Annotated in this window: 9 protein-coding genes; 2 read left to right on the forward strand and 7 right to left on the reverse strand. The window is 73.2% G+C overall.

The genetic code is table 11. From position 1 onward, the window contains the following. Nucleotides 1–367: 367 nt before the first annotated feature. Complete coding sequence (locus AC5L3Z_RS25280) at nucleotides 368–2,890, reverse strand: Tex family protein (RefSeq protein ID WP_494845525.1); 2,523 nt, start codon at nucleotides 2,888–2,890, stop codon at nucleotides 368–370. A gap of 103 nt (nucleotides 2,891–2,993) precedes the next feature. On the opposite strand from AC5L3Z_RS25280, the gene AC5L3Z_RS25285 reads away from it, so the two are divergent. Further along, nucleotides 2,994–4,505: a deoxyguanosinetriphosphate triphosphohydrolase family protein gene (locus AC5L3Z_RS25285; RefSeq protein WP_494845527.1), complete on the forward strand. Its 1,512-nt coding sequence runs from the start codon at nucleotides 2,994–2,996 to the stop codon at nucleotides 4,503–4,505. A 43-nt stretch (nucleotides 4,506–4,548) separates the two neighbouring features. On the opposite strand, the gene AC5L3Z_RS25290 is transcribed toward AC5L3Z_RS25285, so the two are convergent. The 6 genes from AC5L3Z_RS25290 to AC5L3Z_RS25315 all read right to left on the reverse strand — a co-directional run bounded on the left by AC5L3Z_RS25290 (nucleotide 4,549) and on the right by AC5L3Z_RS25315 (nucleotide 11,630). Next, on the reverse strand, nucleotides 4,549–5,694 hold the full coding sequence (locus tag AC5L3Z_RS25290) for an MBL fold metallo-hydrolase (RefSeq protein WP_494845528.1): 1,146 nt from the start codon (nucleotides 5,692–5,694) through the stop codon (nucleotides 4,549–4,551). 230 nt (nucleotides 5,695–5,924) lie between these two features. Continuing rightward, nucleotides 5,925–6,872: an SDR family NAD(P)-dependent oxidoreductase gene (locus tag AC5L3Z_RS25295; protein ID WP_494845530.1), complete on the reverse strand. Its 948-nt coding sequence runs from the start codon at nucleotides 6,870–6,872 to the stop codon at nucleotides 5,925–5,927. Next, nucleotides 6,869–8,053, reverse strand: coding sequence for a zinc-dependent alcohol dehydrogenase (locus tag AC5L3Z_RS25300; protein ID WP_494845531.1), 1,185 nt, complete (start codon nucleotides 8,051–8,053; stop codon nucleotides 6,869–6,871). Before AC5L3Z_RS25300 ends, AC5L3Z_RS25295 begins: the two co-directional genes overlap by 4 nt. A 189-nt stretch (nucleotides 8,054–8,242) precedes the next feature. Then, a complete protein-coding gene (locus AC5L3Z_RS25305) occupies nucleotides 8,243–9,004 on the reverse strand; it encodes a succinate dehydrogenase/fumarate reductase iron-sulfur subunit (RefSeq protein WP_334528383.1) in 762 nt (253 codons plus the stop codon). After that, nucleotides 9,001–10,938, reverse strand: coding sequence for a fumarate reductase/succinate dehydrogenase flavoprotein subunit (locus AC5L3Z_RS25310; protein WP_494845532.1), 1,938 nt, complete (start codon nucleotides 10,936–10,938; stop codon nucleotides 9,001–9,003). Before AC5L3Z_RS25310 ends, AC5L3Z_RS25305 begins: the two co-directional genes overlap by 4 nt. 2 nt (nucleotides 10,939–10,940) lie before the next feature. Continuing rightward, complete coding sequence (locus AC5L3Z_RS25315) at nucleotides 10,941–11,630, reverse strand: succinate dehydrogenase cytochrome b subunit (RefSeq protein ID WP_494845534.1); 690 nt, start codon at nucleotides 11,628–11,630, stop codon at nucleotides 10,941–10,943. Between the two features lie 77 nt (nucleotides 11,631–11,707). Here AC5L3Z_RS25315 and AC5L3Z_RS25320 point away from each other — a divergent pair, with 77 nt between their 5' ends. Next, complete coding sequence (locus tag AC5L3Z_RS25320; protein ID WP_494845535.1) at nucleotides 11,708–12,637, forward strand: LysR family transcriptional regulator; 930 nt, start codon at nucleotides 11,708–11,710, stop codon at nucleotides 12,635–12,637. The last annotated feature ends 15 nt before the right edge of the window (nucleotides 12,638–12,652 follow it).

Genomic DNA, 12,652 nt, shown 5'->3' on the forward strand with positions numbered 1-12,652 from the left:
TCCACGACGGCTCCCGCGCGCCCGGACCGTCCGACCCGACGACGCCGACGTTCCGCCGCCGGACGGCGGTGGACCGAGGGTCTACCCGCCGCCGCCCGGCTTCCACGCTTGGCCTTCGCGCTCGGCTTCTGCAGTCGACCTCCGCGTCCGGCTGCCGTGCTCGACTTGCGCGCTCGGCTTGCGTGCCCGAGCAAGATCACGCCGGAACATGGATGTAGTGGCATCCCTCCGAGCAGGAGGCCACTACATCCTGGATCCAGCACGATCTTGGGGCCGGGGCCGGGGCCGGGGCCGGGGCCGGGGTCGGGGTCGGGGCCGGGGCCGGGGCCGGGGCCGGGGTCGGGGTCGGGGTCGGGGTCGGGTGAGGTCAGGCCAGTCCGGCGCGGCGCAGCGCCTCGGCCATGGCGTCGTTCACCGGCGCCGGCGAGCCGCCCCCACGGCCCTGCCGCGGCTGCGGCCCACCCCGCGCCCCACGGTCCCCGCGCGAGTCACCGCGCGCGGCGCCGCGGCCGCCCTGGTCCCCCCGCGCCGCGCCGCGGCCGGGCTGGTCGCCGCGGCCCGCGCCGCGGCCGGGCTGGTCGCCGCGGCCCGCGCCGCGGCCGGGCTGGTCGCCGCGCGAGTCGCCGCGTCCGCCCTGGTCACCGCGCGGACCTCCGCGCTCGCGACGGCCAGCCTCGGCGGGCGGGCGACCCGCCCCGGCCGGGGCCTCGTCCTCCAGCCGCAGGGTCAGGGAGATCCGCTTGCGTGGTACGTCGACGTCGAGCACCCGGACCCGGACCACGTCACCGGACTTGACCACGTCGCGCGGGTCCTTGACGAAGGTGTGCGACATCGCCGAGACGTGCACCAGACCGTCCTGGTGCACGCCGACGTCGACGAACGCGCCGAACGCCGCCACGTTGGTGACCACCCCCTCCAGCACCATGCCGGGAGTGAGGTCGCCGATCTTCTCCACCCCCTCGACGAAGGTGGCGGTGCGGAACTCCGGCCGCGGGTCCCGCCCGGGCTTCTCCAGCTCGGCGAGGATGTCGGAGACCGTGGGCAGGCCGAAGGTGTCGTCGACGAAGTCGGTCGCCCGCAGCCCGCGCAGGATGTTCGACCTACCGATCAGGGAGCGCAGGTCCTGCCCGGTGCTGGCCAGGATCCGGCGCACCACCGGGTACGCCTCGGGGTGCACGCTGGAGGAGTCCAGCGGGTCGTCGCCGCCGGGGATGCGCAGGAAGCCGGCGCACTGCTCGAACGCCTTCGGGCCGAGCCGGGCCACCTTCTTCAGCTCGGAGCGGGACCGGAACGGGCCGTTGGCGTCCCGGTGCAGCACGATGTTCTCGGCCAGCCCGGCGCCGATGCCGGAGACCCGGGTCAGCAGCGGCGCGGAGGCGGTGTTGACGTCGACGCCGACGGCGTTGACGCAGTCCTCCACGACCGCGTCCAGCGAGCGGGAGAGCTTCACCTCGGACAGGTCGTGCTGGTACTGGCCGACGCCAATCGACCGGGGATCGATCTTGACCAGCTCCGCCAGGGGGTCCTGGAGGCGGCGGGCGATGGAGACCGCGCCCCGCAGCGAGACGTCCAGCCCGGGCAGCTCCTGGGAGGCGTACGCGGAGGCCGAGTAGACCGACGCTCCGGCCTCGGAGACCACCACCTTGGTCAGGTTGAGCTGCGGGTGTCGCTTGATCAGCTCACCGGCGAGCTTGTCGGTCTCCCGGCTGGCGGTGCCGTTGCCGATGGCGACCAGCTCCACGCCGTGCGCCCCGGCCAGCTTCGCCAGGGTTTCGATGGAGGCGTCCCACTGCCGGCGCGGCTCGTGCGGGTAGATCGTGTCGGTGGCGACGACCTTGCCGGTGGCGTCCACCACGGCCACCTTCACGCCGGTGCGCAGGCCCGGGTCGAGGCCCATCGTGGGCCGGGTGCCGGCGGGCGCGGCGAGCAGCAGGTCGCGCAGGTTGGTGGCGAAGACCCGGACGGCCTCCTCCTCGGCCGCCTGCCAGAGCCGCATCCGCAGGTCCGCCCCGAGGTGGATGAGGATCCGGGTACGCCAGGCCCAGCGCACCGTGTCGGCCAGCCACCGGTCGCCGGGGCGGCCGGCGTCGCTGATGCCGAACCGGCCGGCGACCACCGCCTCGTAACGGCTCGGGCCGGTGGGCGCGGCGTCGGAGTCCCCCTCGGCCTCCGGGTCCATGCTGAGGTCGAGCACGCCCTCCTTCTCGCCGCGGAACATCGCCAGGATCCGGTGCGACGGGAGCTTCGGGTAGGGCTCGGAGAAGTCGAAGTAGTCGGCGAACTTGGCGCCGGCGGCCTCCTGGCCGTCGCGTACCCGGGAGACCAGGCGGCCCCGCGACCACATCTGCTCGCGCAGCGTGCCGATCAGGTCGGCGTCCTCGGCGAAGCGCTCGATCAGGATGGCCCGCGCCCCCTCCAGCGCGGCGGCGGCGTCCGCCACGCCCCGGTCGGCGTCGACGTAGCCGGCCGCCGTCTCGCGCGGGTCCCGCGTCGGGTCGGCCAGCAGCGTCTCCGCGAGGGGCTCCAGCCCGGCCTCGCGGGCGACCTGCGCCTTGGTCCGCCGCTTCGGCTTGTACGGCAGGTAGATGTCCTCCAGCCGGGACTTCGAGTCGGCCGCCATGATCTGCGCCTCGAGGGCCTCGTCGAGCTTGCCCTGGCTGCGGATGGACTCCAGCACCGCGGTGCGCCGCTCGTCCAGCTCACGCAGGTAGCGCAGCCGCTCCTCGAGGGTGCGCAGCTGGGCGTCGTCGAGCAGGCCGGTGGCCTCCTTGCGGTAGCGGGCGATGAACGGCACGGTCGCGCCGCCGTCGAGCAGCTCCACGGCCGCCCGCACCTGACGCTCCGCGACGCCGAGCTCGTCGGCGATCCGCTGATGTACAGACTGGGTCACGATCTTGATCCGCCTTCGCTGTGGGTTCCGTGCTGCATTCTGCCGGCCGCCTCCGACGGCGCTCCCCACACCCGCCGAACCGGCCTGCGCTAGCGTGGCGATCATGGAACAAGCTGCGGATCCGCGGGCACGCCGGCTCTTCGGCGGCAGCGCCCGGGCGCTCGGCGACCTCGCCGCCAGCCCCTTCCGGGCCGACCGGGACCGCATCGTCGCGTCGCCCTTCTTCGCCCGGCTGGGCGGGGTGACCCAGGTGATCAGCCCGGTCGGCTCCGGCCTGCTGGTGCACAACCGGCTCACCCACAGCCTCAAGGTCGCCCAGGTGGCCCGGGCGATCGCGGAGCGGCTCACCGCCGAAGACCGGCACCGGCCGTTGCTGGAGAAGCTCGGCGGCTGCGACCCCGACGTGGTGGAGGCCGCCGCGCTCGCCCACGACCTCGGGCACCCGCCCTTCGGGCATCTGGGGGAGCGGGTGCTGGACCGGCTGGCCCGGCAGCGGCTCGGGCTCACCGACGGCTTCGAGGGCAACGCCCAGTCGTACCGCATCGTCACCAGCACCGAGATCCGCGGCGCGGCCACCACCGGGCTCGACCTCACCGCCGCGGTTCGGGCGGCGATGCTGAAGTACCCGTGGACCCGGCTGGACCACCCGGACCCGCACCCGCGTCACCTCGTCCCCGCGCCCCGGGGCGCGGCGGCCCCGCCGGACGATCCGGAGAGCGGCTCGGCCAAGTTCGGCGCGTACCGCACCGAGCTGGCCGACCTGCGGCAGGCCCGGGAGCCGTTCGCCGGCCGGATCGCGGACTGGCAGCAGACCGTCGAGGCGTCGGTGATGGACACCGCCGACGACATCGCGTACGCCATCCACGACGTGGAGGACTTCTACCGGGTGGGGGTGCTCCAGCAGGGCGCGGTGGCCGCCGAGCTGATGGCCTGGCAGCGCGAGGGCGGGCACCTGCGGGCGGTCACCGACGCGGCGCTGGCCGGGGCGGCCCGCCGGCCCGGCTCGGCGATCGAGCGGCTGCGCCGGCAGCTGCACCGCAAGGACGCCTGGATCGCCGACGACGACGCGTTCGCCGCCGCCGTCGAGCACGTCCGGCAGGAACTGGTGGAGGGGCTGCTGGCCCTGCCGTTCGACGGGTCGATCGAGGCCGAGCAGTACGTGGCCCGTTTCTCGGCCCGCTGGACCACCCGGTTCGTCGACGCGATCCGGGTGACCGGCGAGCCGGACGTGCGCGCCGGGCACGTGCTGCTGGCGAAGGCGCAGTGGCACGAGGTGCAGGTGTTGAAGTTCGTCCACCACCGGTTCGTGCTGGCCCGCCCCGACCTGGCGCTGCACCAGCGCGGTCAGGCCCGGCTCCTGGGCACCCTGGTGGAGGCGCTCTGGGAGTGGCTGCTCGACCCGGAGGAGGAGTCCCGGCTGCCGCGCCGGCTGCACGACCTGGTGGAGCTGGCCGAGGCGGAGCTGCACCCGCGTACCCCGGACCGGGTGGGTCGTGCCCGGGGGCGGGCGATCATCGACTTCGTCGCCCAGCTCACCGACGGCCAGGCGGTCGCGATGCTGGACGCCCTCTCGGGCCGGTCCGGCGCGCTGTGGACCGACGCCTTCGTGCTCTGAGGCGCCGGTCCCGCACCGTCGGGCGCGGGCGCCGGCGGGTACGTCAGGCGACCGCCTGCCACCAGCCGTCGACCGGCGGCGGGTCGTCCACCACCACCCGCTCCCCGGGGCGGGGTACGGCCAGCCGCACGTCGCGGGCCTTGGCCTCGGCCCAGATCCGGTCCACCGGCTCGGACCAGTCGTGCAGGGCCAGGTTGAACGTCGCCCAGTGCACCGGGATGAAGAGCCCGCCGCGCAGGTCGAGGTGGGCGGAGACGGCCTCCTCGGGGAACATGTGGATGCCCGGCCAGGCCCGGTCGTACGCGCCGACCTGCATCAGCGTGACGTCGAACGGCCCGTGCGCGGCGCCGATCTCCGCGTAGCCGTCGAAGTAGCCCGAGTCGCCGGTGTAGAAGACCCGCCGGTGCGCCCCGGCCACCACCCACGAGCTCCAGAGCGTGCCGTCGCGGCGCAGTCCCCGGCCGGAGAAGTGCTGCGCGGCCGTGGCGGTGATCTCCAAGCCGCCCACCCGGTGGCTCTCCGACCAGTCCAGCTCGACGATCCGGTCCGCCGGCACCCCCCACCGGTCGAGGTGCGCGCCGACGCCCAGCGGGACCAGGAACGGCGCCGACTGCCCGCGTACCAGTGCCTGGACGGTGGGCATGTCGAGGTGGTCGTAGTGGTCGTGGGAGATCAGGATCGCCTGGACCGGTGGCAGCTGGTCGAGGCGGACCGGCGGTTCGTGCAGCCGCCTCGGGCCCACCGTCGCGGACGGGGAGCAACGCTCGCTCCAGACCGGGTCGATCAGCACCCGGTGCCCCTCGATCTCGACCAGGGCGGAGGCGTGGCCGTACCAGACGATGCTCAGCTCGCGCTCGACGGCGCTCTGCGGGGCGGGATCGGGACGGACCATCGGCACGGGGGCGGTGGGGCGGCGGCGCTGCTTGCCGAAGATCAGTTCTCGGAAGAGGTTCCGGCCCGACTCGCCGCCGGGCATCGTGCGAATGGGGGTGCGGTTGTGGAAGGTGCCGTCGCGGAACTGCGGGGAGCGGGCCGCCCGCTCCGCCCGGGCCCCGGTGAGCCGCCCGCCCAGCGCCGCCGGTACGTCCCGCGCCGCCCAGGCCAGGCCCGCGACCGCGGCCAGCCCCGTCATCCGCCAGAGCCGTCCGCCGACCGCCCGGTCCAGTTCCCGGTCCGTTGGTGCCCGCATCGCCTCGTCCCTCCGCCGTGTCCCGGGATACACGGTAGTCACCGCCGCACCCGCCCGCCCACGCGAAGCCGGTGCGCGCGCGAGCGCCCCGGACGCAATCCGCCGCCCGCCCCCGCCCGCGGCCGTCCCGGCCCGGCATCCGGTTGCCGGCCGCCCCGTTTGCGGGGGGTGGGGGTTTCCCTGACCGGGGACACCGCGACCCGCCGCAAACGGGGCCCCAGCCCCGGGGCTCAGCGCAGTCGGCGCAGCACCGCCCCGCCGACCGAGGCGGCCTGGCCGCCGACCGCCCGGGCCAGCCGGGGCAGGTCGGGCAGCCAGCCGCCGCGGATCGCCTCGCCGGCCGGGTTCGGTCGGAACACCACGCCCTCGTGCGGCGCCACCGGCCGGTCGGTGAGCCCGCCGAGGCGCATCAGCGGCCCGACGAGGTGGTCGTAGAGGCCGGGCGCGACGATGAAGCCGACCCGCATGATCAGGTTGAGCCGACCCACCGAGACCTCCCGGCGGGGCCGGTCGGCGCAGTCGACGATGGCCCGGGCCACCCGTTGCGGACCGGCGATCGGCAGCGGTGGCCGCCCGACCCGGCCCAGGTAGTTCGCCGCCTGCTGGTAGACCGGGGTGTCCACGCTGCCCGGGGTGACCAGGCAGATGTTCACCCCGGGCAGGTCGTGGGACTCCTGCTGCAACGTCCGGGTCAGCCCCTGCAACCCCCACTTGCTGGTCACGTAGCCGCTCATGTACGGGGCGGTGATGTGCCCGAGCACCGACCCGGTGAGGATCAGCGTGCCGCCACCGACCGCCTTGAAGTGCCGCAGCGCGACCCGGGCGGCGCCGGCGGCGGCCAGCAGGTCGGTCCGCACCACGTGGTCGAAGACCTCCGCCGGCACCTCCTCGAAGCGCCCGTACGCCATCACCGCGGCGGTGTGCACCCAGACGTCGATCCGGCCGAACTCCTCGACCGCCGTGGCGGTCAGCGCGTCGAGCGCGCCGGGCCCGGTGATGTCGCAGGCCACGTCCCGCACGTCGGCGGCGCCGGCCTCCCGGCAGTCCCGGCGCACCTGCTCCAGGGTCTCGGTGGAGCGGGCGGCGAGGACCAGCCGGTCCCCGCGCCCGGCGAACTCCAGCGCGGCCGCGCGGCCGATGCCGCTGGTCGCCCCGGTGATCACGACCACCCGGGTCACGGCGCGAGCACGACCTTCACGCAGCCGTCCTCCTTCTTCTGGAACATCTCGTACATGCGCGGCGCCTCGGTGAGCGGCACCCGGTGGGTCCGCAGGTCCTCCACGGCCAGCGGGTCGTCGTCGCCGGAGAGCAGCGGCAGGATCTCGTCGGTCCAGCGGCGCACGTGGCACTGGCCCATCCGCAGCTGGACGCCCCGGTCGAACATCTCCATCAGCGGCAGCGGGTCCACCTCGCCGCCGTACACCCCGGAGATCGAGACCGTGCCGCCGCGGCGGACCGCCTTGAGCGCGGTCTTGAGCACGACGAGCCGGTCCACGCCGACCTTGTCGGTCATCGTCCGGGCCAGCTTGTCCGGCAGCAGCCCGGCGGCGGTCTGGGCCAGCTTCCCGGAGGTGGAGCCGTGCGCCTCCATGCCCACCGCGTCGATCACGGCGTCCGGGCCGCGCCCGTCGACCAGGTCGATCAGGGCGCCCGCCACGTCGTCGAGTTCGCTGATGTCGAGCGTCTCGATGCCGTGCCGGCGGGCCATCGCCAGCCGCTCCGGCACCAGGTCCAGCCCGATGACCCGGTCGGCGCCGAGGTGGCGGCCGATCCGGGCGCAGAACTGCCCCACCGGGCCGAGGCCGAGGACGGCCAGGGTACCGCCGGGCGGGGTGTCCGCGTACTTCACCGCCTGCCAGGCGGTGGGGAGGATGTCGCTGAGGTAGAGGTAGCGCTCGTCCGCGCCGGTCTCCGGGATCTTCACCGGGCCGAACTGGGCGTGCGGGACGCGCAGGTACTCGGCCTGGCCGCCGGGGACCGAGCCGTAGAGCGAGGTGTAGCCGAACAGCGCGGCGCCCTTGCCCTCGGCGGTGACCTGGGTGGTCTCGCACTGGGCGTAGAGCTGCCGCCGGCACATCCAGCAGTCGCCGCAGGCGATGTTGAACGGCACGACCACGCGGTCGCCGGGCTTGAGCCGGGTCACCCCGGAGCCGACCTCCTCGACGATGCCCATCGGCTCGTGTCCGAGGATGTCGCCCGGCTTCAGGAACGGCCCGAGCACCTCGTACAGGTGCAGGTCCGAGCCGCAGATGGCGGTGGAGGTGATCCGGACGATCGCGTCCGTCGGCTCCTCGATCCGTGGGTCCGGTACCTCCTCCACCCGGACGTCACGCTTGCCGTGCCAGGTCAGTGCCTTCATGCCTGATGTCCCCTCTCGGTGCCGTCCATGGGACTGCTACCCGGAGCGGACGGCTTGAACCGGCGGGTGGAGCGGTCGCCGGAGCGGCCACGGGGCGACTTCCCGTCGTACCCGGGGGAAAACGCCGACCGCCGCACCCCGGCGGGGGTACGGCGGTCGATGCTGCGCGCGGCGGGTCGCCGCGGGCGGTCAGGATCCGGGGGTGTCGCCGCGCGTGGCGGTCGCCTTGAGGTAGTCCCGGTTGAGCCGGCCAATGGTGTTCAGCGGGATGCCCTTCGGGCAGACCGCGGTGCACTCACCGGTGTTGGTGCAGCCGCCGAAGCCGGCCTCGTCGTGCGCGTCGACCATGCCGATCACCCGGGTGTAGCGCTCCGGCTGGCCCTGCGGCAGCAGCGAGAGCTGGGTGAGCTTGGCGGCGGTGAAGAGCATGCCGGAGCCGTTCGGGCAGGCCGCCACGCAGGCGCCGCAGCCGATGCAGGCGGCCGACTCGAACGCCGCGTCCGCGTTGGCCTTGGCCACCGGCGTGGAGTGCGCCTCGGGGGCGCTGCCGGTCGGGGCGGTGATGTAGCCACCTGCGGCGATGATCTTGTCGAAGGCGCCCCGGTTGACCACCAGGTCCTTGATGACCGGGAAGGCCCGGGCCCGCCACGGCTCGATGTCGATCGTCTCGCCGTCGGAGAACTGCCGCATGTGCAGCTGGCAGGCGGTGGTGCCGCGCTGCGGCCCGTGCGCGTCGCCGTTGATCATGAGACCGCACATGCCGCAGATGCCCTCGCGGCAGTCGTGGTCGAACGCCACCGGCTCCTCGCCCTGAAGGATGAGTCGCTCGTTGAGCACGTCGAGCATCTCCAGGAACGACATGTCGGGAGAGACGTCGTCGACCTGGTAGGTCACCATCCGACCCTTGTCCTCAGGGCCCTTCTGGCGCCAGATGCGCAGGGTCAGGTTCACTTGTAGCTCCGCTGCGTGGGGTGGACGTATTCGAACTTCAGGTCTTCCTTGTGCAGCACGACCGGCTCGTCGGTGCCGGTGTACTCCCAGGCCGCCACGTAGGCGAACCGCTCGTCGTCGCGCTGCGCCTCGCCGTCCGGGGTCTGGTGCTCGGCCCGGAAGTGGCCGCCGCAGGACTCCTCGCGGTGCAGGGCGTCGATGCACATCAGCTCGGCCAGTTCGAAGAAGTCGGCCACCCGGCCGGCCTTCTCCAGCGACTGGTTGAGCCCCTCACCGTCGCCCGGCACCTTCACCCGCTGCCAGAACTGCTCGCGCAGCGCCCGGATCTCGTCGATCGCCTTGCGCAGCCCGGCCTCGCTGCGCTCCATGCCGCAGTGCTCCCACATGATCTGGCCCAGCTCCCGGTGGAACGAGTCCACCGTCCGGTCGCCGTCGACAGCCAGCAGCCGCTGGATCCGGTCCTCGACGTCGGTGCGGGCCGCGACCGCCTCCGGGTGGCTGGCGTCGACCTTCTCCAGCGGGCCGGTGGCCAGGTAGTTGGCGATGGTGCTGGGCAGCACGAAGTAGCCGTCGGCCAGGCCCTGCATCAGCGCGGAGGCGCCGAGCCGGTTGGCGCCGTGGTCGGAGAAGTTGGCCTCACCGATCACGAACAGGCCCGGGATGGTCGACTGGAGGTCGTAGTCGACCCAGAGGCCACCCATCGTGTAGTGCACGGCGGGGTAGATCCGCATCGGGACCTCGTACGGGTCCTCGCCGGTGATCCGCTCGTACATCTCGAACAGGTTGCCGTACTTGGCCTCGATGGCCTTGCGGCCGAGCCGGTTGATCGCGTCGGCGAAGTCGAGGTAGACGCCCAGCTTGGTCGGGCCGACGCCGCGGCCCTCGTCGCAGACGTTCTTCGCGGCGCGGGAGGCGATGTCCCGGGGGACCAGGTTGCCGAAGGAGGGGTAGATCCGCTCCAGGTAGTAGTCCCGCTCGTCCTCGGGGATGTCCCGCGGCGCGCGGTCGTCGCCCTTGGCCTTCGGCACCCACACCCGGCCGTCGTTGCGCAGCGACTCGCTCATCAGGGTCAGCTTCGACTGGTGGTCGCCGGAGACCGGGATGCAGGTCGGGTGGATCTGCGTGTAGCAGGGGTTGGCGAAGTAGGCGCCCTTGCGGTGCGCCCGCCAGGTGGCCGTGACGTTGCAGCCCTTGGCGTTGGTGGAGAGGTAGAAGACGTTGCCGTAGCCGCCGGAGGCGAGCACGACCGCGTCGGCCATCTCGGTGCTGATCTCGCCGGTGACCAGGTCCCGGACGACGATGCCCCGGGCCTTGCCGTCGACGACGACCAGCTCCAGCATCTCGTGCCGGGCGTTCATCTCCACGTTGCCCAGGCCGATCTGCCGCTCCAGCGCCTGGTACGCGCCGAGCAGCAGCTGCTGGCCCGTCTGGCCCCGGGCGTAGAAGGTGCGCTGCACCTGCGCGCCGCCGAAGGAGCGGGTGTCCAGCAGGCCGCCGTACTCGCGGGCGAACGGGACGCCCTGGGCGACGCACTGGTCGATGATGTTGACCGACACCTCGGCCAGCCGGTGCACGTTCGACTCCCGCGAACGGAAGTCGCCACCCTTGACGGTGTCGTAGAAGAGCCGGTGCACCGAGTCGCCGTCGTTGCGGTAGTTCTTGGCGGCGTTGATGCCACCCTGCGCGGCGATCGAGTGGGCCCGGCGCGGGCTGTCCTGGTAGCAGTAGGACTTGACCCGGTAGCCCTGCTCGGCGAGCGTGGCGGCGGCCGAGCCCCCGGCCAGGCCGGTGCCCACCACGATCACCGTCATCTTGCGGCGGTTGGCCGGGTTGACCAGCTTGGCCTCGAAGCGGCGGGTCTCCCAGCGCTTCTCGACGGGGCCCGCGGGTGCCTTCGTGTCGGCGATCGGGTCGCCCTCAGTGAAGAGATCCATGGTCAGGACACCAATCCGGTGAGTACGGCGAACGGGACCAGCAGGAAGCCGCCGCAGATGCCGACGGCGACGACCAGCGCGATCGCGCGGTTGCGGCGCTCACCCTTCGGCGTCTGCTGGCCGAGGCTGCGCAGGCCGCTGAAGATGCCGTGCCGCAGGTGGAAGCCGAGGGTGACGACCGCCAGGGCGTAGAAGAGCGTGACGTACCAGCGCTCCGGCGCGAAGTCGGCGACCACGTTGGCGTACGGCTTGCTGGGGTCGCCGACCGGGTTCAGGTGACCGGTGGTCAGGTCCAGGAGGTGGTAGATCACGAAGAGCAGGATGATCACCCCACCCCAGCGCATCGTGCGGGCGGCGTAGCTGCCCTGGACCTTCTTGCGGTGGGCGTACCGGACCGGCCGGGCGGCGCGGGCGCGCAGGGCGAGCGTGGTGGCGGCCCAGATGTGGCCGAGCACCGCCACCAGCAGCGCCCCCCGCAGGATCCACAGGAACCACACGCCCGGCAGGAGCGGCTTGCCGATGTCGCGCAGCCAGTGCGCGTAGTGGTCGAACGACGTCGCGCCCGTGAAGACCTTGAGGTTGCCGACCATGTGCGCGACGAGGTACAGCACCAGGAAGATGCCCGTCACCGCCATGACGGCCTTGAGGCCGACGCTGGAGCGGAGGGGCGACCGAGTTTTCGTGACTACCACCTGACCGACGCTAGGAGCACTTCGATCAGTCGTCCAATGCATCGACCTCGCAGTCTTGATAGCCATAAGCTATCTGGATGCAGCTCCATCAGCTCAAGTACTTCGTAGCGGTAGCCGAAGTACGACATTTCACCCAAGCCGCCGACCTGGTGGGCATCACGCAGCCCTCGTTGAGTAAGCAAATTCACGCCCTGGAGACCGACCTCGGGGCTCCGCTCTTCGAACGGGTAAGGGGAAACATCACGCTCACCGCCGCGGGCGAGGTGCTGCTGCCGTTGGCCAAGCGGATCCTCGCCGACGTGGACACCGCCACCCGCGAGGTGCAGGAGCTGGTCGGGCTGCGGCGGGGTCGGGTCCGGCTCGGGGCCACCCCCAGCCTGGCCACCTCACTCGCCCCGCCGGTGCTGCGCCGGTTCCGCGACGCCCACCCCACCGTCGACCTGCGGGTGGAGGAGGGTGGCTCCCAGGACCTCGTCCGCGACCTGCTCCGCGGCGACCTGGACCTGGCGCTGATCATCATGCCGGCCCAGGGCGCCGACCCGGGGCTGCGCGTCGACCCGATCCTGCGGGAGAGCCTGGTGGTCGCCTCGGTCGAGGAGCTGCCCGCGGCGCGGGAGACCGGCGAGCTGCGGATCACCGACCTGCGCGACCAGCCCCTGGTGATGTTCCGCGAGGGCTACGACCTGCGCGACGCCACCATCCAGGCCTGCCGGGAGGCGGGCTTCGAGCCCACCTTCTCCGTCGACGGCGGTGAGATGGACGCCGTGCTCAGCTTCGTCGAGGCCGGGCTGGGCATCGCGCTGGTGCCCGGCATCGTGGTCGCCCGCCGGCCCGGCGTCCGGGTCACCCGGCTCGCCCCGCCCGGCGTGCGGCGGACCATCGCGGTGGCCCGCCGCCGCGACGTGGTGCCCACCCACGCCGGACGGGAGCTGCGCCGGATCCTGTTGGAGTACGTGCACGACGCCACCGCCGCCGACGAGCTGCCGCCGGGCGTCGAGCCGCTGTAGGGCCGGCGGTGGCGC

The organism is Micromonospora sp. LZ37 (assembly GCF_059359015.1).